This is a genomic window from Hahella sp. CR1 (assembly GCF_029813005.1).
GTDB lineage: Bacteria > Pseudomonadota > Gammaproteobacteria > Pseudomonadales > Oleiphilaceae > Hahella.
Genome location: NZ_JAPELK010000011.1, coordinates 118,090 through 140,296, shown reverse-complemented (window position 1 = coordinate 140,296; position 22,207 = coordinate 118,090). Strand labels below are relative to the sequence as shown.

The window sequence follows — 22,207 nt, the reverse complement described above, 5'->3', positions numbered from 1 at the left end:
CCTCCTGACAAATTAGAATTTTATTCTAGAATATTGTTCCAATATGAAGATTTCAAGCACCCGCTCCAAAAGTCGCCGTGACGACATTCTCAATGCAGCGTTAAAGTGTTTCACCCAACACGGCATCGCTGCGACCACCATTGATATGATCCGCGCGGAATCCGGCGCCAGCGTAGGCAGCGTTTATCACCATTTCGGCAGTAAAGAAGCTATCGCCGCCGCCTTGTATATGCTAGGAATGGAAGATCATTTCGCGCAGTTGAAAGATGCGCTCGCCGAGTGCGCAACCGCCGAAGAAGGCGTGAAGTCCGTCGTGCGTGTTTATATAGAATGGATAACGCAAAATCCTGACTGGGCCCGCTATATTTTCGGCTCCAGAGGCGAAGCGCTCAGTGAAGAGCAACAGCAGAAACTCAAGCAGGATAACAAACGACATTTCACCTACCTGAAAGACTGGTTTACCCCCTATCTCGAAAACGGCCAGATCCGCGCCCTGCCCTTCGATCTTTACCACTCGCTGTTGATCGGCCCTGCGCAGGATTACGCTCGCCACTGGTTAGCCAGTCGCGTGAAAAAGCCGCCGACGCACTATATCGATATCTTTTGCGACAGCGCCTGGTCTTCATTAACCCCTTAAGGGCAAGTTCCCGGGCATTGGCTACACTGTTTATAACAGTTTGATAAATAAGCCGGAGTCTGGAGCAATGCAAAGTAATGATGAGCGGGCCCTGGAGCGCAAGCAGCGCTCTATCGAAATGCGCGAGCAGAGCCTGACTCGCAAGGAGCAGGCCCTGACCCGCCAGGAAGAGCAGTCTAAGCAGCGCGCCAAAAGCAATGATGAAAAAGCCAGCGATTTACGCGACAAAGAACAGGCGCTGAAAGAACGTGAGCGCAGCATGGAAGAGCGCCAGCGCGATATCGATCAGCGCATGAAAGAAGTGGAATCACAACTGGCGGCGCAGCAGGCTGCGGCGCAAGCCGCCAGGAAAGGCGGACGTTTACAGGCCTTGCTGACCGTTCCGGCTATCGTCATCTTCGTCGCCGTCGGCTATCTCGTCTTCCAACTGCAAGAGCGCCAGCAAAGCGTGCGCGGCGAACTGGATAATTTGTTATCCCAGGCCCAGCGTCTGACAACGGCGTTAACGGAGTCAGCCCGACGTAACGAGCAGCTTAATCAAAGCCTCTCCAGCAGTCGGGCGGAAGCGAGTAGCGCTGGCGCGGAACTACAGGGGCTACGCAAAGAAAAATCGCAATTACAACAAGAGAAATCCACCCTGCAAAGCAGCCTGAACGCCAGCGAGACCAAGACCCGCGAACTGACGCAAGCCCTGACCAGCGCGCAAAATGAATCCGCGTCCTTGCAACAGCAACTGCAAGATAAAGCGTCGGAAAACGCCGAGTTGGCGAGCAAACAAAAAGACATGGAGGGCGCCCTCGCCCAGCAGCAAGAACTCATTCAGCAGCAAACCGCCCGCATCGAGACATTAGCCAGTGAGCTCGCTGATACGGCCGCCGCTTTACAGCAAGCGACAGATGCGCTGGAACGCGGCAACGCGGATATCGCCGCCGCAAGCCAGCGTGAGCAAAGCCTCAACGCTCAGTTAGAGGAAATAAAGGCCGCGCTGGCGACGCAAAACACCCAACAACAAAAAAGCGGCGACGCCCAGGCGGCGCTGACGACTCAGGTCGAGTCACTGTCGGCGCAAGTAAAAACACTGGAAACGTCCAACGCCACGTTGGGCCAGGAAAACGCGGCGTTGACTCAAGAGAACACGACGTTGAGCAAAAATCTGGCGGGCAAAAACAAAGAGGTGGAATCCCTGACGAATCAAGTCAAAACCCTACAGCAGGAGGTCACCGAATCGCGTAAAGAACCCAAGCCGGAGGCTCAGGCCCCATTGGTCAATTCTGATGCTGGCGTATCTTGATTCAGGCCAGATCAATGAGTGCGACTGGACCAGTAATCCATTACGCCGACCAGCATTAGCGCAGGGTTTTCTATGTCTTCGCGACTGGCGGAGAGGTATTCAGCCAGCGCATTGGCGGCGTCAAATATCAACGTTTCTTCTTTGTTGCTGAGCCGTTTCGCACTAGCGCTCTGTATATCCCCCGCCTCCAGATATACCGATGCTTCACGGGTCGCGCCATTCACATTAACGCTGACCTTGACCAAAGCGTCCCGCCCCAGAAAGCTGGCGAATTCAACGCGGTCTTCTCCCACCTGATAGGCGCCTGAGAACGACTTATCAGAATCAACTTCCACCGTGAGATTTTCCTGCGCCTGAACACTGGCCGCGAAAAAACCGGCTAGTATTAATCCCAGAGCCGCACTTTGCAGGATGTTCTTCATAACGCCTCCCGAATTGATTCCCCTGATTGCCGTTCAACCAACAAGGCAGAGTTTAAAACATCCGTTTGAAACAGTCGTTTTATGTGCTGTAAATAACTGTAAAACCTTGCGATAAAACTTATATGGGAGAGAAAGGAGCCGTAGCTGCTCAGGTCGGTTCTGCCGTGCGGAAACAAAAAAACCGGGCGCACGATACGCCCGGACAATAAGGAAGGGTGTTCAAGCTTGCCAGCGCAGCCAGGGTGACTGCGCTGGAGGCTTCAACTACCGTAGAGTCAGCTGCAGGTTAACGCCGCTGTATCCGCCGTCGGTTTTCAACCACACATGGTAGTATGTGCCGACATTAGGATTTCTCACTACGATTCTTTCGTTGTTGCTGCGTCTTGCGGACACGTCATCGTAAGTGCTGGCGTCTGGCCAGCCTGCGTTACGCACATACAGATCGACATTGCCGCGACCGCCCCAGGTGTTCAATTCAAAGGTGCGGGTTCCCGCAGGAACATAGAACCAATAATACTCGCCATGAGTGGACTCCAGGTTGCTGCGCGGCTTGCCGCTGGACAGCTCTGGACCATCAGATGAGTCACCGCCGCCATCATCGCCGCCGCCAGTGTCGCCACAGTCGGTTGGCGCGTCGTTCAAGCCTACAGTCACACATAGGTCACTGTAGCCGGATGTGGACGTCAGCAGCACATGGTAATAGGTACCGCCTTCAGGTGAAGAAACCTGAATGTTGTTGTCAGCAGCGCCGGAAGTGGACTTCTGGTCGTAGTCTGTCGTTGTCGGCCAGCCGTCGTGCTTCACGTAAACGGATACATCGCCATTATCGCCGCGAGTCAGCAAATGCAGCAGGTCCGTGCCGCGAGGCGCGAACATGAAGTAGTACGCCTGGCTGCCTGCGCCCGCAGTCAGTGACTTGGGCTTGCCGGGCTCCAGTGCGCGCGGATCGTCGGAACCGTCGTCGCCACCATCATCACCGCCATCATCACCGCCATCATCACCGCCATCATCACCGCCGTCGTCGCCGCCATCATCGCCACCGTCATCTCCGCCGTCGTCGTTGCCTTCCAGCACCGCCGCCAACCAGTTGGCGAAGTGCTCGTCGTAACGCTGACCAGTGGAGTTCAACCAAGCTTCGAAGCTCTCGTAATCACCGGCTCTGAACCAGGACAGAATCTGGGCGGTGTCCGAGGGACGTTGCTCCAACATGTAACGAGCGGACCAGTAGCCCCAACGATAGATACGGTCAACACCATCGTCATAGGTGTTGCGCAGGATTTTAGACAGCGCCACTTTCTCGCGACGAGCTACATCCTCCGCTCCCTGGTTGTCTTTCAGCTTGGACACGTATTCCGCCAGACCTTCAGTCCACCAAACGGTGGGAACCTGCATGCCGGTGTTGAAATCGCCGTACAGGTCAAAGCGTCCGTCCAGGTAATGCGTATACTCGTGCTCCAGGTTCCAGACCCGATGGTCGCCCGGGGCGTAATCCGCCTGATAAGCGATGAAACGCGCCTGATTATTAGGATCGGAAGGCGTGCCTTCCAGATACATACCGCCATTGTTGGTGTCTATGCCAAACAGCAGCCAGCCGAAGTCGCCGTATGCGCCACTGTTTTTAAACACGACCAGTTCCAGCTTGTCGTTGAAGTCATCAGCGACGGGCTGTTTATTGGTCTTCAACATGTCGTGGAAGATTTCTTCGCGCATGCCCAACGTCTCACAGGCGGAAGCCAGTTCTTTGGAGGACATCGACTGGGCGTTCACAGTAATCGTCGGACTACAGTCATGACGAATGGTGAGCACCACTTCCTTGACCCGCTCTTTCACGTTACATGCGTTATATTCGCCGCAGTTTTCCGGGTCGTTCAACTCCACGGCGCCGGCCAGCAACGCCCACATATTCACGGTATCGGACGCCAGCGGATACTTATCCATTAACGCGCCAATCCAACCGCCCACCGCTTTACGCGTGCCGTCGTACTGCAGGAAGCGACCCAGTTCTCTGGTCGCGTTGAGCACCAGGTAATCACGGCCATCGTTCAGCCATGCGCCATTCTTCATGATGAAGTCATACAGTGCTTTGGCGACGCGGGAATCGTTGGCGACTTTTTGTTTGAAGTCATCGTAGCCATGGCCACGGAAGTAGATGGTGAAAATGCTGTTCAGTGCGCGGGCATATGCATCTTCAGTCGCGGCTTTGTCTTGCAGCAGTTGCAACCAGTAGATGGTGTCGTAGACGAAAACGCCCTGGTTCAACGAGCTGTCCACCAACGTCAAGGCTTCACCCATGACCGATGCGTTTTCCCGCTTATTCAGGTAGTTCAACGCACTGTTCATGAACGCGGTGATCGCCGTGGCGGCTTGCTGCTTCAGATTGTTACTGTAATCACCCACTTCATCGGAGTGATACCACTGCACGAAGTAACCGGCGCGCATGTAGAGAATCAGCTGCTCCATACCCGTGGTGTTGTCACCCTGGTAACGGCTTGATTCAGACGCCATCGCCTGCGCGACCGTAATCATTTTGCTTTCCTGGAACAGATTGCGCGCCAAATCCCCGCGCGCCTGAAACAGGTCGTTGATACACCCCATATCGGATTTCTGGATGGCCTGGGTCAATGCTGACCCGGAGAGAGAAGCCAAATTCTGAGGATCGCAATCCGCCGCAATCTCCTTGGCGGCCATCACCATAAAGCTCTGATGAATTTTGGTGGGCGTCATCACTGGCGGTGGAAGCTCCGTCTGCTGCTGAGACGGAATGGCGTGTTCGTGAACTTCTATAGGACGGCTGTTAGACGCGCCCTGCACTGGCGGTAGGGAAGCTTGCGCGGCGCTGGCTAGCAAAGCAGTCCCAATAAATACCCCAACTTTTCTGTTCTTATGAAACATAAGTCAGCCCTTTTTGTAGTTTGTATCTTCGAGCGGTGGCCCAAAGTCCTTTAGCATTTTCGATAGAGCGGAAAATGCTATGCATATAACCTTAGACCCACATGGCCGGGCATTCTATTAACGTTGTTAATTTCTTTGTATCGGTCAGGCCGTCTAGCCCTAGGACTAGTCCGTTATCTCTAGTGGATAGTACACAACCAACCTAACCGGCATGAGATTGCAGACGCATTGATCTTAAACGTTAAAGCCGCAACCGGCTGAGCCTCACGCGTGGTAAGGGAAGACGGAGAAGAAGGGAAAATCTGGAGCCTGACTGCAGACGAAATTATCAGGCTCCAGAGGGGGACTAGACTACCCGAGGCTTACTTATTAATACGTACCATTTGGGTGATGTCATACCCATTACAGGACGAACCATCTAACCGAATTGTGACGGACTGCCCAGTTGTCAATGCCGTCAACGCTGCGCTGAACATCGCCGTTCCTTGTGATTTACTCATATCCCAAGTCACCCAATTCTGATTTGGGCAATTGCTCTTAGATGGCCAGCCACCACAGGGCATCAGAAAGCCATAGTCACTGTTATTCATCGCCTGCACACTGCAAACCGTCACATCATAATCCGCCGCCTGCGCAGACAACGGCAATAAAGTCAGCAAAGCCATACATAGCTTTTTCATGAACTGCTAATCCTTTTACTTACTAACACGAATCATTTGAGTCACATCATAACCATGGGCGCATGAACTACCGTCCAGTCTCACTCTCACAGTCTGCTCTGCGGTCATCGCCGCCAACGCGGCGCTGTACATAGCTTTACCTTGATGCAAACTCATATCCCAAACTATCCATGGCCCAGTACCGGAACAACTGTTTTTGGACGACCAACCTTCACATGGCTGCATGAAGGCATAATCGTTGTTATTCATCACCTGCAAGCCACAGACTTTTAGATCGTGTTCTGAGGCTTGAGAGACTCCCATAATGTTAGCTGAAAAAAAAACAAAACTAATATACTTCCGCATATTTAAAACCTTACATAATAGAAAACATCTACATCCTTCTAATATACCATTCATGGTTAATTCTTTTAATATCCCCACTCTGGATGTCTTCTTCTATACCTACAGCGTGCTCACTTAAGTACACTAGAGCAACACCACTCCCCGATACAGATAAACCCTTAGTATAAACCAGAACCATAACAGATACTAATGGAGCATTTTTCTTCGACCTGTCCCGATTACAAAGTACACCCTCAACGCCTATTTTAGCTAATATTTCCCTTACATCACTAACATCATCTGTATTATAAAGCGCATCTTCATCAACCAGGGATAGAGAATCTCTTTCGGCTCCAACCCTTTTAATTGCAGAATTCCTATCACAAACCCCGACAATTTCATTTAATCCAGCAGCATTACCATTATATATACTAACAACTTCATCATCGCTCACTTCTGACAGCTTAGAACATCCGTCTAAGACCATTGCAAAGAGAACAAAAATGCAATATCTATAGTGAGTCATAATAGTCCCATCCATTCATAATATTAATTGCGTCACCATCATTATCACCCCAAGTAAAACCAGCATTTGTCATGCTCCTGGTTACAGCATCTGGCAATGTATACCCGCCATGGGTATAGCTAAGCAGGCGGGTAGCAGTAGCCAGATCCGTAGGGTTCCCCCCCCCCTGAACAGTAACTTGGTATAATCCAGCCCCATACATTGAACCTTCTAGGTTAAAACCATACGCAGCTGCAACAACTCCGAAATGCCAGTTTCCAAAATTATCAAGTAATTTAGAATTAAACCCTCTATTAGCTAAGACATTTTTATAATCCCAATCCCCTCCCGTTTCGACTTTCTCTTTCCATTTTTCTAGGGAAATACTCTTAGCTTCTGCAATATTTTTATCTAGGTCTATGTGCGCTTTTTTTATGACGTCGTTAAATTCCTTGGGTATCTGATTCTTTAAATCATTGAACAATCGTGCAAATGCAGCACTTCTTGCCCCATTTGCAAAGTTCCCTCCAGCGATCTTGGAAGCTGTTCCGCCAACGACTGCGGCTACAGCCGCATTAAAGAACTTATTATCTCCCATTATGCTGTCCAGGTTAGCGCCGCCAAATTTCCCATGGAATGCGACGTGGCTGGCAAAAGCGGCAACAAAACCACTTTTTATATCTCCGCCGCTCACGCCACTCATAAGGCCGCCTATTGCGCCATGAACAATCGCCTTAGTAAGCGTTTCTGTCCAAGTACTGGAAGGCATGTTATGGACAGCGCCAAACATTTGCGCGCCGATATACGCAGTAGCCGATGCAATAAGCGTGGCTTTAAAGTCCCCACCCGTAACACCATACGTCACCGCAGCAGTCGCCGCGGCGCAACCCAAGGGGCCACCCAACGCACAGCCAGCGATCTGAGCGATTTCGGCTACATACTTATTCTTCCTCGCAAAGCGGCCAAACTCTCTGAGTACTTTATTTGCAATCCATGTTCCTGGAGAGACAACGCCCCAAGCCTTCTTAACCGCATGCCTTATTTGCTTCCATTTTTTGCTAATCCAACTAAAGCCGCTAGGATCAGTAAGCGATAGAGGGTTGTTTCTCACATAGGCATAACGATTGTATGACTGTAGGTCAGTCGGGGCCTGAACCAATGGGTCTGCACTTAAGAAACGTCCAATGAATGGATCGTAAACTCGGCCGTTCATGTGAACTAAACCGACGCTATCAATTTGCTCGTGCCCAGTATAACCACGATCACTTATCGCCGATTTGAAACTGAAAAGCTCATTTGCGCCGAGTCCGGTCCAATCAGCAGCACGACGTTTTCCCCATGCGTCAAAGCTAGTGCGCTGGACAGCAGAAGCCGAAGATATAGCAAGCTGCTTAACGTCTACATAGGCAACCACTGACCCCAAATGGTCTTTTAGCATGTAACTTTCTTTAAGTTCCGCCACCCCGCTTTGTTTAGTAAGGACTGCAAAACCACCAATATAATGACGCTCGTCGATAGCGCCATTAGGCTTGGTTACTTTCTCATAGCCACCAGTATATTTGGTTACTGTGGAGCCAGAAGAACTTGTATCGACCCGCTTAATACGATGACGGTCTGGGCCATAAGTGAATTCGACGGACAAGGAACCCCGTGTTATTTTCGAAGGCTTGCCAAAAGTAGTCCACTGAATACTTCTTCCTGCACCAGAGGTCATATTTCCATTTCGATCGTAACAATATGCGTTACCACCAGCTTCGGTTACAGCATGAGGCCCTGCCTGAACACCACAATTAACTCCGCCATACTGATATTCCCCCTCAATGTCCCACTTGGTGCGAATATTTCCATTCGCTTCATATGACATCGTTTCTCTGGAGTCCGCCGACGAGCCTGACTTGTAATTTTTCCAGAATGAGAGGGCCTTTAGCCTGTTCAGGTCATCGTATTCGGCTACTTCCCTTTTGTTCTGACGTGCATCATGCCTGGAAGCTAAGTTACCCAGCTTGTCCCAGCTGATCATATTAAACTGGAGGTCGCCAGGCGCACCCATAATGCTGGTAGAAACAATAGACTCAGAACGCCCCATTTCAGGCGTGTAGCTTCTATCAGTAGAGATTAAGCCATTAGCAAACTTTTCCAGCTTGACGTTTCCACGAAGGTCAATATCAACCATCTCCCACAGCTTCGTGGTGTTATCGTCCTTGAGAATCTTGTCTAAGGCGCCAAACTGGTTATAGTGATTTCTAACGGCGAGACCACTTGGATAAGTAATACGGACGGGTCTGCCATAAACATCATATTGAGTTTGAGATACAAAAAGTTCTCCCTCTATCTTCTTCGCAACAGACACAACCCGGCCAAAAGAATCGTATTTATATTCTTCCTCATAACCACTCTCACCAATTATCTTATGCAACTGCCCTGCGCCGTATTCAGCAGTATCATATATCCAACGGGTGGTTTTCGGGTTTGAAGCATCACCAGAACATCCATCCGCCGCTCCAGACTCCCAACTCCCCTGATAATTGTCGATTCGTAATACAAGACGTCCCAGTTCATCATATGCTTGGCACACTACTTTGCCTTCAGCATCTTTTTGCGCGACTAAAGAACCGAAGGCATCGTATTGATATGACCACTCCCCTTTATCAGGGTCATTCATTGCGATTTTACGCCCGCGTAGATCATAGCTAATTTGAGTTAAGCCACTGGAAGCCGCCGTTTCATCCTTAACAGTAACCATATTTCCCGCGCCGTCGTATTCATATGAAATGATATTACTTTCATGATCTATGGCCTGTTTGAGCTTCCCATCTGCAAAAGAAACATCTACTTTCTTCTTTCCAAGCTCATTTATGTATGTTACTTGGTTAGCGGAAAATATTACTGACGCAACCGATCCTTCAGGATTCTCGATACTTGTAGGTCGCATCAGCTCATCAAAGGATTTATTTGTAGTCCAGTATTCAGGAGCAGCACCAAATTCAAAGGGCTCAGACGTACGGAGGTGGTTTCCTTGAGCGTCATACTCTGAGCGAACAACAACGACTTTCCCTAGTGCATTTCTTGAACGAGACTCAATTGTATCGCCTCTGGCGTTAATAAAAGTCTGAGTCCAACCTCCCAGGCTGTTTGTCAGTGTTATACTATAGTTTGTTCCGGCAGGATCCCCGGTCTGCGCAAAGTCAAACTTAGTATTAGAAGCAACACCTGTTGCCGAAATAGATTTAGTTTCACGTCCAAACCCATCATAGAACCAAGTATTTTCTTTACCCAGCACGTCCACACTACGAATTTTCAACCCAGTTAAGGCGTCGTAGAAAGCCCTTACAGTATGCCCCTTACTATTTGACGAAGAGATGATATACCTACCCTTTGAATCCCACTGATAGTAAGAACTTCTGCTATGTCCATAGTAGTCGCTAGTTGTCTCGCTTATCTTTTGCCCATGATTAGAGTCATATCCATATGTTGTTGTAACTTGCAGCAATGGATTATTAGGTTCAATCGTTTCACTTAGTAAATTTCCAGTAGTCGCGTCATAAGTCCAAGACGACTCTTTAGTCACAGCCTCGCGATTAGTTCCCTGGGAAGTAGTTTGAGTATGCGTGACTCTGCCTAATATCCATTTACCGTAATCTTCTGCACCATACTGGCTTAAGCTATCAACAGTGTAAGCTTCGCCAGTACTGGGGTTGCTCACTGTCGTTTTAACCGAAACCATATTGCCCGAAGCAGAAGAAACCGCATAGGCACTTGTAACGTCAGGTATATATTCTGTAGTTACAGTTTTTTCAAGCGCCCCAGATAAGTCATAGGTATGCTCTACCATCTTAGAAGGGTAAGTGAACCAGCCAGCCTTACCTGTCTCTATAGCGGAAGAGCCTTTTCTATACTTAGTCTCGTAAACCAAGTTCCTAGAAGTGAGGTTAACAGGGCCTCCTGGTTTATATACACTTGTGCTTTCACTAACGAGCATACCTTGCGTTTTATTGGCCCAATCTAAGCTATAGGTCTGCTCGCTTTTACTACTCACACTTCCTGAGTAAGTATTGACCTCAACATTTTTATACCCTAAAAATCCAAGTCCGCCGGTATGGTAATAACCGTTTTTATATTTATATAATGATGTACTGGTTTTTACTCCATCAACATAGCTTGTAACTGCACTAACTCTATTAAGAGCGCTAACAACTGGAATAACATTCTTTTCGCCTGCCGAAACCTCTTCGCCATTCCCCAATATATCCGATTTATAGTTAAGCTCGTAAAGAAGACCAGTTCCGTTTGATATCCTCTTTACATAATCCTGCCTAAAAACCACGTCAATACCTAAAAAGTCTGACGAGGTTTTTGAGAAAGTTCGCGTAAAATAGCCGGGATTGCAATTAACATAATCTTTGGCAGTACACCCTGTAAAAACCAGATCTGTAACTCCATCGCCATTATTTTCAGTGACCCACCAATCAGAGGTATTAAGGACACTCAGAAAACTTGTACTAACGGAGCCATGGTTGAACCAAGGCTTTTTCACATAACCAGAAGTGGTATTTGATATTACGAAAAATTGTTTATTATCAGAAATTAATAGATCGTCTATGCCATCATCATCGTAGTTTATTACTTTGAGCGTGGACCAAGCGGAATCATCAATCGAAGTGTTTATTAATGCCTGAAAATTACTTCCGTTGTTATAAGCAACATATATTCTACCTTGATCCCTCACCAGCAAATCAGCTAAGCCATCCCCATTCATGTCGGCCAGCCTAGCATCCTTGTAACCCATGGTATTTTCGGATACCACAACGGTGGAAATAGAACCATCAGTGCTATTTCCATACGAAATCCACTTCCTAATGAATTTGGGAACCGTTGTCCAACGCTCGTCGTTTTTTACCCTAACGAACTCAACTTTCTGATCTACATATAGAAGCTCCTGGCGCCCATCGCCATCCCGATCATAAACCATTGTGTATGGAGTCATGGACTCTTCTATTTCTATACCAGTATCAATGGCATTCCCGTCAAGTCTTCCTCCGAGGTTCATCCTTAGGTAGTATCGATTATCGTATTGAACAATCAAGTCTTGAAGGCCATCTCCATTAGCGTCCAATACTCTAGGGTTACTAGCATACCCATTATTTCTTATACCAGTGTCGGTGATAGTAAATTCCCGATTTTTATAATCGATGAGATGCCATGTCCCCTCATTAGGGAACAAAAGTTCACCATCACCGTCGCCATCAATATCAATAGTAATAGCATAGTCCCAGTATGGCGAAGTGGTACTAACAGGTCTAAAGCTCGCTCCGAAATCACTAAATCCAGTTACAAAGTGAGATTCTCTGCTGCCAAAAAATGCCTCTAGACCGCCTGACTTTGTTTTATAAATAAAATCATCTCGACCATCACCATTAAAGTCAACAATACGCATATTCCCTTTATAGTTGGGAGCGTATAATTCGCCTTCTGGTTTCTCTGTTCTTTTCCACTCGCCCCACTCGAAAGTTGATTTTTTAAGACAACCGCCATCAGAACCACACTGCTGAATTGCAGAAATTCTACTAACTCCAGTAATCCCACTAATCTCATAAATGAAATCAAACGAGCTAACCAACCCAACGTCAGACCATGACTCAATCTTTTCAAGTCTTTTATTTGTTTCGGACTTACTTCCCAAATCGAAGCCCTTAATGGGATCAGGCCTAGAATTTGAATATTTATATTCAACGTGACCACCGGGATATGAAATAGTCTTTAGATAATGTTCGCCGGTTGCTGTGTTTAGTTCATAACTATAGTCGCGACGATTTCCATAGCGGTCGGTAATATGGGACAAAAACCAAACACCCCGGCCTGGAATCAAGGATGTTCCAGCATACGATGAAGTGTGCATTCGCTTGTCGTCACTGCCGCCAAAATATGCTATTTCTCCGCTCTTGTACTCAACCTTAAACTCAGTAACGTTTTTGTAAAACCCAAAGAGAATACTGGAACTTTTTGCTGTCACTCTAGTAAAGCTTTCATTCTCTGGATAATAAACGCCTCCGCCATAACCTGTAAGGCGCTCACCATTCAGGCAATAGCGACCCACTGGGCGTACTTTTTCATCAATCGCGTAATTGAGACCACACTCCGTAATCATTTCTAAACCGGAATGACTCCATCCCATACCCATTTCGCCATTTCCTGCCCCACTGTCGTATGAGACAGACAGCTCTGGCTGCATCCCAGCGCCTCCAGATGCTACAGGAATAGAAATGGAGTAGGTTGCGCTCCCCGTGGGAGAGACATCTAAAGATCCTGCTATGGCGCCTGGCGTGGTGTATTTAGGTTTCGTTATCTCTGACGAAAAGTCACCTGACGCATTAGCCAGCGCGATAAGCTCTACGCCCTCATCTTTCTGAATTATCAGGTCATCTCGGCCATCAGAATTAACATCTCTGATAAATAAAGCAGCGTATTGAAGGTTTTGCCCTGAAACTATTGACTGAATCTTTAATCTCGTCGGAGCGTCGCCAGAACTACCGGTTAGTATAAAGGTGTCAAATCTCGTATCTTGTACCTGAACCAGCAAGTCATAAGCGCCATCACCGTTGAAGTCACCTTGATGATACCTAACATCATATAGCTCAAGAGCGTCCAGGTTGACCGCCGATTCCCAGACATAGAGATTATTATCTAACCCACTAATTAAGAGGCTTTTTGAGCCTTGGATATAAAGGGGAACTGATATATCACCCGCAATCAAGACAAAGTGCTGCTTTGACTGTAGATAAATATCTTCATATCCGTCCCCGTTCACATCTCCGTAGTAAGCGGTATACGTATCTGTCTGCAGATTTGTCGCCGAGGCATGGAATGTGCTAACGATAGACAATACAAAGAGGAGAAGCCTGCTTACGCTTCGCATAAATCGGTCCTTTTTTGAGCAAAAAACATCTGTGCCCAACCACTGCAAATTTCGTATCAAAGCAGATGGGTCGAACGGATAACGCCACTAAGTTAATGGCTCTTTATAAAAGAATGAGATAGATGAATCGGAAGGAAAGGGTGTCTTGATGCTGGACTGGGCTAAACATCCCTATTTACTTCTGTCCCAAACTTGGAAAACGAATAATAAATAATCTTTAACCTAATGACCACTAAAAAGCCAGTTATAACAATAAAAATTGTAAATAAAAGACAAAAAATACGATTTCTGCAAAAAAAAACAATATTTATTTTATATTGGAGTAAACTTTTCGTAATAATATGCCTTACTTACTAACGCCGACTGAATAGCTCAATTCACAAAGACCGAGCCACTATCTCTTTCATGATCTCATTCGTGCCGGCGTAGATTTTTTGGACTCGCGAGTCGGCCCAGGCGCGGGCGATGGGGTATTCCCACATGTAGCCGTAGCCGCCGTGGAGTTGGACGCATTCGTCCATGACTTTGCATTGCAGGTCTGTGGACCATTGTTTGAGCATGGCGGCGGTGGGTACGTCGAGTTTTTTATCGAGATGGAGTTCCAGGCAGCGGTCCAAGAAGACCCGGCCTGCTGTGACTTCGGCTTTGAGTTCGGCGAGTTTGAAGCGGGTGTTTTGAAACGCCATTAGCGGTTTGCCGAAGGCGTTGCGTTCTTTGCAGTATTTGATGGTCAGGTCGAGGGCGGCTTCGCAGGCGGAGATTGCAGTGATGCCTACCAATAGCCTCTCTTGCGGCAGTTCCTGCATCAAGGCGATAAATCCACTGTTTTCAGCGCCTAACAGGTTTTCCGCCGGAACAGTCACATCCTGAAAGAACAGCTCAGAAGTATCCTGAGCTTTCATGCCCACTTTTTCCAGGTTCTTGCCCTTGCTGAACCCCTTCCAGTTACTCTCCACCAAAAACAGACTTGTGCCTTTGGCGCCCTCTTTGGGATCGGTCTTGGCGACCACGATCACGACATCCGCATGTTGTCCGTTAGTGATGAAGGTTTTCGAGCCGTTCAGGACGTAATGATCCCCGTTTTTAACCGCGGTGGTTTTCACGCCCTGTAGATCTGAGCCTGCGCCGGGCTCCGTCATTGCGATGGCGGACACCATCTCCCCAGTCGCCATTTTGGAGAGGTAGTTTTTCTTCTGCGATTCGGTTCCGTAGTGAAGAATATAGGGGGCCACAATATCCGAGTGCAGTCCGAAACCAATGCCGGATAATCCCAAATGGGAAATTTCTTCGGAAATCACCGCGCTGAAGCGAAAGTCCACGCCAGAGCCGCCGTATTCTTCCGGCATCGTCGGGCATAAATATCCCATCTCTCCCGCCTTGTTCCACAGGCCACGATCCACCTGCCCGTCTTTTTCCCACTGCAAATGAAAAGGAGTCGCTTCTTTTTCCAAAAACTTGCGGAAAGAATCTCTGAACTGTTCCAGGTCGCTATCGAAAAGTGCTCTCGGTATCATGACCGTCTCCTGTTGTTATTCTGTGTGGAGGTTTTCCATGGTGTGAATATGGATTCAGTGTCGCAATTACGCCAGGACCCACCAATAACGAAAAGTTTCATTTTGACTGACGAAAACAGACAGTTCGCGATCGAGCGAAACCCCTGACTCGTTGGATTAACGCGAAGAGGAAGACGGACTTGTCAACAGAAACGGAATCACTGAGGACGGAAATAGAGGCGCTGATCGAACGCTTTAAGACGGTGCAGTTCGCCTGCGTCAATGAGAACAACGAGCCTTTGGCGAGCTATGCCCCATTCGTCAAACAGGATGGAGACTTTTACATCTACGTCAGCGCGCTGGCGCCTCATACAGCCTGTCTGAAAACGACTCCCGTCGCGAGTTTGCTGTTTATAGAGGAAGAGCAGGCAAGCCGGAATCTCTTCGCCAGACTGAGGTTGATTCTGCGATGCGCAGTGTTAGAAGTCAGTCGTGATAGTCAGGATTACGAAGCCATGCTTGACAGGTTCGCCGACAAATTCGGCCCAACTATCGCCATGCTGCGTCAACTGCCGGACTTTAGCTTATTGAGGCTGGAGATCACCAGCGGTCGTTTTGTGAAAGGATTTGGAGCCGCGTATACCGTGACGGATAAAGCGTTTAACCAGCTCCAGCAAATAACAGGGAAATAGAGGGATGCATGTCGCCGCTATTTCCCTTGCGGGGTGATTAAAGCTTCTCTTTCATTACCCAGCCGCCGGAACCTTTAACGTAATCTTTAGGGCCAGCTTTCTCTATGAGCAACTTACCGGCTAGTTTGCCGACTTCGTCTACAGAGATGCCGCGCTCCGCAGCAATTTTTGCGTACTTCTTGCTGCGTTTATCGTTGGTTTCCGACACCAGCGCGTTGACCTCCGCGCCAGATTTGACTGCGCCCAGATAGCCGTCAGCCTGCTCGCCGACCAAGCCTTTCGCTTTGGCCTCGTCTAAATCCAACGCCCACGCGGGCATGCTGACAAACAGACTACAAAATAAAGCCAGAATGATCTTTTTCATACAGAAATCCTCTCTCGCGCCTCTACACACAGGTATGCGGTCGTTTGGTTACTTTTATCGCAACGTAGGGGCGCTGCTTAGAACAAATCATCTTCTTCGGAGAAGAGCTTCTCGAGATCCTTCTCAACCTTCACCCTGATCTCATGCTCAATTTTTACATTGAGGTTAATCGTGATGGGCTTGTCAGGCACCGCCACTTCAACCCTTGGAGCGCATGCGACGATAAGCGGTAAGCATAACGCACACAATATTGAGTTTTTAGTATTCATCAAATAACTAAGCCTTATTTACTTCAGTTAACTATAGCAACCGTAGCTGAACATAAACTGAACTGCCGCCACGGTTAATAAGTCCCTTTTTCCAACTTTTTCTGAATAGAGCCAGGGACCAAAATGCTCCGCAGATTATCAATGATATTGGTTTGCAGATTCACGTTCAGCGCGATAGGAGCGCCGGAGTAGCGTTTATTCGCGCTCCTTCCCGCCAGCTCAATATCAAACAGCAGAACGCCATTCTGTTGGTAATCCACCCGGCTGACCAGAGAATTGTAGTTAAAGTTCTCCAGCGCATCGACAGCAAACTGCAAACTGGGATTGGCCGCGCTGAGCGCCCGCCAGTAGTCCACATCCACCAGATTTATCGAACCGGACGACTGGGCGGCGATCCGGCCGTTATTGGCGATGACGCCGCCGTCCTTAATGGTGATAGGCAACAGACCGGCAATGCGGCCGCTGGCCTTGATTTTATCGCTCTCCAGCGCAACCAGCTTACCCAGGTCCAGATTGGAGACTTCCACCCAAAAGTCGGAGTGGGTCAACGGGCATTGTACTTTCGCCGGTTGCACCAGCCTCGCTTTACCGTCAAAAAGCCCAATGGAGGCGCGGTCCAACTGCAGGTCGCATGTGAACCCCTTGGCGTATTCCACACGACCGGAAACCTCCGCCGCCGCATCGCTGGTCTGCAACATATCCGCCGCCTCAACCGAGGCGACAGTGAGGCGCAGCGGCTGAGTAAAGGAAGCCGCCTGTCCGGTGAATTGAACATCCGAGGTCAGACTAACGCCTTTCGCTTTAATTTCTTCGTAGGTCGCTCCCCAATTGGACAGCGCGACATTCGAGCGCCCATCAATCGCCAAAGCGTCTTTCATTGACCAGTTCAGGGCGCCGCTGGCGGAGACTTTGCCAAGACTGATCGTCAATGCTTCGGGAAAAGCGGCGATATAGGATTTAATAAAGTTGAAGTTCGCTAATTTGCCTTCGACATCGTAAGACAGCCAACCTTTATTTTCCGCAGTCCGGTATATCACTTCGATCGGGCTACTCAGTCCCAATGCGCTCAACTGTCCTTTATCCAGCGCGATACGTTTGTCATCCGCTTTCACCCTGCCCGCCAAGTTCACTTCCGCATTTTGCCCCTTGTGAGACAGGCTGACTTTGGCCTTGGCATCCGTAGTCAAACTCCAGGAAAATGCGGGCTTACCCTGCCCCGGCTGAGTTTTGGACGCTCCCGTATTAATCGACAGAGCCGTCTTCCCAAGCTCGATGTTTCCGTCCTTGAGTTCCATTGACGCGTCTTGAAGCGACCAGCCGCTCCAAGCGATACGAGCGCCTTTTTTAAGATTCACCTGGATATCCGTCCCCAACTTAACTTGCCCATCCAGCGCCAGCTCTACTTTTTGCGGGTATTTAGGATCGGTCAGGGTTGCATCGGTTTGCAGCACCGCGGCCACGGTTTTTGTCGCCGCCGCATATTGCAGCGACGCCTTGGCATTGAGCTGCGGCTCCGTGTCCGACGCTGGTTTGGAGTGCAGCTCCAGTTTCAGTGCGCCAGGACAACTCGGCTCCGCAGATAGATGTTCACAGCGCACCGCTTCCAGCACGCTTACCTGCCATGACAAAGGCAGCGATGGCGCGGACTCAGGCCATTGCGGCACATTGACTAGAACCGTCGAGGGCTGGATCACCGCGGTTTCTGGAGTTGTCACGCCATTAAGCTCAATATTCGTTTCACCGGAAATCTTGATATCCTGCTGCGCCAGTTGCGTTTGGAACTTGGGCTTGATGCTGAACGACCAGGGAGCGCTACCAATGACATCTGGAAACATCAGCTGTAACACGCCCGAAGTATGCAGTGAGGTTATGGACTCTTGCGGCATTCGAATGGCCGCGAGGGACGCCGCCCAATCCGCTGAATGTTCCCCACTAAAACGCCAGACGCCGTCATCGCCCAACTCTCCCTCGGCGCTAAGCGTCATGCGTTGATCGCTCGCCAGACTGAGAGAGAGCGACGTAGGCGCCACCCAGTTTAACGACACGGCCAATGGCGCATCCTGATATTGGGTTTGAGCCTGCAGATCCAGCCCTTCCAGCGTCCGCTCCAGAGACAGGCTGGCGGTCAGCGTCTGGTCGCCAGCCGGTGTTTCCAGCTGCTCCACCTCAACCGTGATAAAGGGAATACGTTGCGCCACACTGTATAACAAGGCGCTCACCGCCACCGGCGCACTCGGCTCCACAGTGCTTTTCTCCGCTGGCGTATAGACAATCCGTTGCGCTTTCGCAGTCAGTGATTCTTCAATTTTTTGGCAACAACGCCAGCCGATTTTGACGTTTTCCCCGTAGACGATGGCGCCACCGTCCAGGCCAAGTTCGACCTCCCGTAAACGCCAGCCTCCCCAGCCGGGACGACCAATTTCCAGCTTGCGGATATCAACGCCAGCGCGGCCCGCCAGCTCCTGCGCCAGAGGCGGCAACCATTGCGGCGCAAACCACCAGGCCACTCCCGTCAAAATACAGAGCGTCAGCAAGGTGATAAGACCGCCCCACGCCAGCCGCTTGCGCCACGTCATCGACTAATTTTCGCTATGCTGTTTGTAGAACTGAAACGCCACGCGACCGCTACGGCCGCCTCTGGAGGTGGCGAACTGAATCGCCAGCCTGTGCAGCGCCTCGCGGTCGCCCGTGTAGTCATGAAAATAGTGATCGATAATATCCAGATAACTGTCCTGGTTGAACGGATAAAAAGAGAGCCACAGGCCAAAACGATCCGACAGCGAGACTTTTTCCTCCACCGAATCCCCTTGGTGAATCTCATTGTTGACCAGCTTAGTCTCCAGGTTTTCCGACATGTACTCAGGCATCAAATGACGACGATTGGAGGTCGCGTAGATCAGCACGTTTTTCGGCGGCAGTTCAATAGAACCTTCCAGTACGCTTTTCAGAACCTTATAGGTTTTCTCCCCCGCTTCGAATGACAAATCATCGCAAAAAATAATGAAGCGCTGAGGCAAGTCGCGTACTTCATCGACGATTTCCGGCAGATAAATCAGATCGTCTTTGTCGACTTCAATGACACGCAATCCCTGAGGGAAATATTCATTCAACATGGCCTTGATCAGTGAAGACTTGCCTGTGCCGCGAGAGCCCCATAACAAGGCGTTGTTAGCTGGTTTACCCGCCAGAAAGCGCTCTGTATTGCGCCGCAGGGCCGCTTTCTGACGATCCACGTTCAATAGCTCATCAAAACGAACAGGGTCAATTTCACGTACGGCGCGCAGGTTGCCTTTGAATTGTCGCCAGATTGCGGCGGGAGTCACGTTCCAATCAATACTCATAATGCTGCTCGCAATATTTGATTTTTAAGACAGGCGGACGACGTCAGATCAGGATTCGTCGTCGCCGGGAGTCGAGGAAGCCCTGCCCCACGCTGGAGTCAGATCCTGGTCAATGCCGAGGTGATTCAGAATGCGGGCGACGATGAAGTCGATCATCTGCTCCACAGACGCCGGCTTGTGATAGAAACCGGGAGATGCAGGCATAATCGTGACGCCCATTTGCGACAGCTTCAGCATGTTTTCCAGTTGCACCGTGGAGTACGGGCTTTCTCTCGGCACCAGAATCAGTTGCTTACGCTCCTTCAACACAACGTCCGCAGCGCGTTCAATCAGATTATTACTCGCGCCAGTGGCCACAGCGGACAGGGTCCCCGTACTGCAGGGACAGACCACCATTCTCGCTGGAGAGCCAGATCCGGAAGCCACGGGAGACATCCAGTCCTCTTTCCCAAATACGCGCAACTGGCCGGGAGCCGCGCCAAACTCTTCTGTCAACGCCTGTTCCAGCTTCGCCGCCTGACCAGGCAACTTGATATCGGCTTCCACGCTGGCGACCACATACGCCGCCTTCGACACCATCAAATAAACCTGATGCTGCTTTTGCAGCAACACCTGCAACAAACGCCAGCCGTACTGAAAGCCGGAGGCGCCGGTAATCGCAATGGTAATCGGCTCCTTGAACGTCACGACGACACCGCCTCTTCTTCGGCGAGCAGGCTTTTCAGTTTCGCAGGTAATCCCGCGAAACCGCCATTGCTCATGAGGACAATATGTGCGGGACCTTTCACGTCGGCAAGCAAACGGGTGATTTCGTCAACATTGCTCACGCACTGGTGCTTGGGCGCCGCATTACGCACCGCGTCATCGAGCCATCCGTAGCTATCCAGATTGGCCCAGATCACATGATCCGCCAGCTCCGCAGACGCCAACAACGTGTCCCGATGCACACCCATTTTCATGGTATTGGAACGCGGCTCGACGACCGCCCAGATCGGTGCATCGCCAACCCGTTTGCGCAGTCCTTCCAGCGTCAGTTGAATCGCGGTGGGGTGATGAGCGAAGTCGTCGTAGGCGACCACGCCGTTGCGCTCGCCCAGTTTCTCCAGACGACGCTTGACTCCGGGAAAGCCAGATAGGGCAGGAATCGCGTTTTGCGGCCGAATGCCGATATGACGGGCGGCCAGCAAGGTCGCCAACGCATTCTGTACGTTGTGAGCGCCGCTCATGCCCCACTCCACGACGCCGCATGACTCGCCGTTTAAAAACACTTCGAAACGACTGCCGTCTTCCGCCAGACACTCCGCTCGAATATCCGCTTGATCATCGCTCAAAGAGAATGTCTGCCGCGGCGACCACAATCCCATCGCCAGCGTTTCCTCAACAGCGGGCGTCTGCGTAGGCGTAATCACCAGCCCCTGGCGCGGCACTGTGCGCACGACATGGTGAAACTGGCGCTGTATATCGCCGAGATCGCGGAAGATATCCGCATGATCAAATTCCATGTTGTTGATGATCAGGGTGCGCGGACGGTAATGAATAAACTTGGAGCGCTTGTCGAAGAAAGCGCTGTCGTATTCGTCCGCCTCGATGACGAAAAAGGAGGTATCGCCCAGTCTGGCGGAGACATCAAATCCCTGGGAAACACCGCCGATCAGAAAGCCCGGCGCCAGACCGGCCTGCTCCAGCACCCAGGCCAGCATACTGGTGGTGGTGGTTTTACCGTGAGTGCCGGCCACCGCCAATACCCAGCGCTCCTGCAACACGTGCTCCGCCAGCCATTGTGGGCCGCTGGTGTAAGGCAACCCCTTATCCAGAACATACTCCACCAGCGGATTACCCCGGCTCATGGCGTTACCGACGATAATAAGGTCGGGTTTGGGATCAAGGTGGGAGGGGTCATACCCTTCGCGCAACTCTATTCCCTGCGCCATCAGCTGAGTGCTCATGGGAGGATATACATTTTTGTCGGACCCGCTGACCTTGTATCCCATTTCCTTGGCGAGCAACGCCAGGCTACCCATGAAAGTCCCGCAAATGCCTAGTATGTGTACATGCATGTTTCTTGCTAATCGCTATCTTTTAATCAGTGAAAAGAATCAGTGTCTCATCCGTCCGGCCGCCCACGCAGGCGGTCTGTTTGGCGCAGATTGCGAATTGAACGTCAGAAAACTGAGCTTCAGGCGCATATCGGTCAATTATTACTGACGGGTTCCCTAAGCGCCAGCGTCGGACCGGAAATGGCCCTATGTATTGAGTAAATTTAAGAAAATCCGTTCCAAGCGCGGTTGGCAAAGGCAGGCGAGCAGCGCATTGATTACGCAATCCTGAATTACAGGTCGCTCCAAATAACATGCCCTGCTTTGCCGGCAAAGTGATAAAAGTCC

At 50.1% G+C, this 22,207-nt stretch carries 16 protein-coding genes; 3 read left to right on the top strand and 13 right to left on the bottom strand.

The genetic code is table 11. The features are described from left to right. Nucleotides 1-43: 43 nt before the first annotated feature. Nucleotides 44-637, top strand: a complete 594-nt coding sequence (locus ONV78_RS23780) for a TetR/AcrR family transcriptional regulator (RefSeq protein WP_279506919.1) — start codon at nucleotides 44-46, stop codon at nucleotides 635-637. A 67-nt stretch (nucleotides 638-704) separates the two neighbouring features. Then, nucleotides 705-1,928 carry a hypothetical protein gene (locus ONV78_RS23775; RefSeq protein WP_279506918.1) on the top strand — a complete coding sequence of 408 codons (1,224 nt, stop codon included), beginning with the start codon at nucleotides 705-707 and terminating at the stop codon, nucleotides 1,926-1,928. Between the two features lie 11 nt (nucleotides 1,929-1,939). Here ONV78_RS23775 and ONV78_RS23770 read toward each other — a convergent pair whose 3' ends face one another. The 7 genes from ONV78_RS23770 to ONV78_RS23740 all read right to left on the bottom strand — a co-directional run bounded on the left by ONV78_RS23770 (nucleotide 1,940) and on the right by ONV78_RS23740 (nucleotide 15,178). Further along, complete coding sequence (locus tag ONV78_RS23770; RefSeq protein ID WP_279506917.1) at nucleotides 1,940-2,350, bottom strand: hypothetical protein; 411 nt, start codon at nucleotides 2,348-2,350, stop codon at nucleotides 1,940-1,942. A gap of 264 nt (nucleotides 2,351-2,614) precedes the next feature. Next, on the bottom strand, nucleotides 2,615-5,242 hold the full coding sequence (locus ONV78_RS23765; protein WP_279506914.1) for a M9 family metallopeptidase: 2,628 nt from the start codon (nucleotides 5,240-5,242) through the stop codon (nucleotides 2,615-2,617). A 362-nt stretch (nucleotides 5,243-5,604) separates the two neighbouring features. Further along, nucleotides 5,605-5,922, bottom strand: a complete 318-nt coding sequence (locus ONV78_RS23760; RefSeq protein ID WP_279506913.1) for a hypothetical protein — start codon at nucleotides 5,920-5,922, stop codon at nucleotides 5,605-5,607. Nucleotides 5,923-5,937: 15 nt separating this feature from the next. After that, nucleotides 5,938-6,267 (bottom strand): hypothetical protein, encoded by a 330-nt coding sequence (locus tag ONV78_RS23755; RefSeq protein WP_279506912.1) that lies wholly within the window; start codon nucleotides 6,265-6,267, stop codon nucleotides 5,938-5,940. 28 nt (nucleotides 6,268-6,295) lie between these two features. After that, nucleotides 6,296-6,772, bottom strand: a complete 477-nt coding sequence (locus tag ONV78_RS23750; protein WP_279506911.1) for a hypothetical protein — start codon at nucleotides 6,770-6,772, stop codon at nucleotides 6,296-6,298. Further along, entirely contained in the window at nucleotides 6,759-13,664 is a 6,906-nt protein-coding gene (locus ONV78_RS23745) for an FG-GAP-like repeat-containing protein (protein WP_279506910.1), read from the bottom strand. The genes ONV78_RS23750 and ONV78_RS23745 overlap by 14 nt, the downstream gene beginning before the upstream one ends. Nucleotides 13,665-14,041: 377 nt before the next feature. Next, complete coding sequence (locus ONV78_RS23740; RefSeq protein WP_279506908.1) at nucleotides 14,042-15,178, bottom strand: acyl-CoA dehydrogenase family protein; 1,137 nt, start codon at nucleotides 15,176-15,178, stop codon at nucleotides 14,042-14,044. Nucleotides 15,179-15,357: 179 nt separating this feature from the next. Here ONV78_RS23740 and ONV78_RS23735 point away from each other — a divergent pair, with 179 nt between their 5' ends. Continuing rightward, entirely contained in the window at nucleotides 15,358-15,849 is a 492-nt protein-coding gene (locus ONV78_RS23735) for a pyridoxamine 5'-phosphate oxidase family protein (protein WP_279506906.1), read from the top strand. A 37-nt stretch (nucleotides 15,850-15,886) separates the two neighbouring features. On the opposite strand, the gene ONV78_RS23730 is transcribed toward ONV78_RS23735, so the two are convergent. The 6 genes from ONV78_RS23730 to mpl all read right to left on the bottom strand — a co-directional run bounded on the left by ONV78_RS23730 (nucleotide 15,887) and on the right by mpl (nucleotide 21,880). Next, nucleotides 15,887-16,213, bottom strand: coding sequence for a YdbL family protein (locus tag ONV78_RS23730; RefSeq protein ID WP_127968713.1), 327 nt, complete (start codon nucleotides 16,211-16,213; stop codon nucleotides 15,887-15,889). A 77-nt stretch (nucleotides 16,214-16,290) separates the two neighbouring features. Further along, on the bottom strand, nucleotides 16,291-16,482 hold the full coding sequence (locus ONV78_RS23725) for a YnbE family lipoprotein (protein WP_041598940.1): 192 nt from the start codon (nucleotides 16,480-16,482) through the stop codon (nucleotides 16,291-16,293). Between the two features lie 74 nt (nucleotides 16,483-16,556). Further along, on the bottom strand, nucleotides 16,557-19,058 hold the full coding sequence (locus ONV78_RS23720; RefSeq protein ID WP_279506904.1) for a YdbH domain-containing protein: 2,502 nt from the start codon (nucleotides 19,056-19,058) through the stop codon (nucleotides 16,557-16,559). Between the two features lie 3 nt (nucleotides 19,059-19,061). After that, nucleotides 19,062-19,823 (bottom strand): ATP-binding protein, encoded by a 762-nt coding sequence (locus tag ONV78_RS23715; RefSeq protein ID WP_279506902.1) that lies wholly within the window; start codon nucleotides 19,821-19,823, stop codon nucleotides 19,062-19,064. Between the two features lie 48 nt (nucleotides 19,824-19,871). Then, nucleotides 19,872-20,510, bottom strand: coding sequence for a UbiX family flavin prenyltransferase (locus tag ONV78_RS23710; protein ID WP_279506901.1), 639 nt, complete (start codon nucleotides 20,508-20,510; stop codon nucleotides 19,872-19,874). Then, nucleotides 20,507-21,880 carry a UDP-N-acetylmuramate:L-alanyl-gamma-D-glutamyl-meso-diaminopimelate ligase gene (gene mpl, locus ONV78_RS23705; RefSeq protein ID WP_279506899.1) on the bottom strand — a complete coding sequence of 458 codons (1,374 nt, stop codon included), beginning with the start codon at nucleotides 21,878-21,880 and terminating at the stop codon, nucleotides 20,507-20,509. Before mpl ends, ONV78_RS23710 begins: the two co-directional genes overlap by 4 nt. Between the last annotated feature and the right edge of the window lie 327 nt (nucleotides 21,881-22,207).

What these genes read in the sequence shown, in the direction of transcription:
- ONV78_RS23780 (WP_279506919.1), top strand. Translation starts at nt 44, where the DNA reads ATGAAGATTTCAAGCACCCGCTCCAAAAGTCGCCGTGACGACATTCTC.
- ONV78_RS23775 (WP_279506918.1), top strand. Translation starts at nt 705, where the DNA reads ATGCAAAGTAATGATGAGCGGGCCCTGGAGCGCAAGCAGCGCTCTATC.
- ONV78_RS23770 (WP_279506917.1), bottom strand. Translation starts at nt 2,350, where the DNA reads ATGAAGAACATCCTGCAAAGTGCGGCTCTGGGATTAATACTAGCCGGT.
- ONV78_RS23765 (WP_279506914.1), bottom strand. Translation starts at nt 5,242, where the DNA reads ATGTTTCATAAGAACAGAAAAGTTGGGGTATTTATTGGGACTGCTTTG.
- ONV78_RS23760 (WP_279506913.1), bottom strand. Translation starts at nt 5,922, where the DNA reads ATGAAAAAGCTATGTATGGCTTTGCTGACTTTATTGCCGTTGTCTGCG.
- ONV78_RS23755 (WP_279506912.1), bottom strand. Translation starts at nt 6,267, where the DNA reads ATGCGGAAGTATATTAGTTTTGTTTTTTTTTCAGCTAACATTATGGGA.
- ONV78_RS23750 (WP_279506911.1), bottom strand. Translation starts at nt 6,772, where the DNA reads ATGACTCACTATAGATATTGCATTTTTGTTCTCTTTGCAATGGTCTTA.
- ONV78_RS23745 (WP_279506910.1), bottom strand. Translation starts at nt 13,664, where the DNA reads ATGCGAAGCGTAAGCAGGCTTCTCCTCTTTGTATTGTCTATCGTTAGC.
- ONV78_RS23740 (WP_279506908.1), bottom strand. Translation starts at nt 15,178, where the DNA reads ATGATACCGAGAGCACTTTTCGATAGCGACCTGGAACAGTTCAGAGAT.
- ONV78_RS23730 (WP_127968713.1), bottom strand. Translation starts at nt 16,213, where the DNA reads ATGAAAAAGATCATTCTGGCTTTATTTTGTAGTCTGTTTGTCAGCATG.
- ONV78_RS23725 (WP_041598940.1), bottom strand. Translation starts at nt 16,482, where the DNA reads ATGAATACTAAAAACTCAATATTGTGTGCGTTATGCTTACCGCTTATC.
- ONV78_RS23720 (WP_279506904.1), bottom strand. Translation starts at nt 19,058, where the DNA reads ATGACGTGGCGCAAGCGGCTGGCGTGGGGCGGTCTTATCACCTTGCTG.
- ONV78_RS23715 (WP_279506902.1), bottom strand. Translation starts at nt 19,823, where the DNA reads ATGAGTATTGATTGGAACGTGACTCCCGCCGCAATCTGGCGACAATTC.
- mpl (WP_279506899.1), bottom strand. Translation starts at nt 21,880, where the DNA reads ATGCATGTACACATACTAGGCATTTGCGGGACTTTCATGGGTAGCCTG.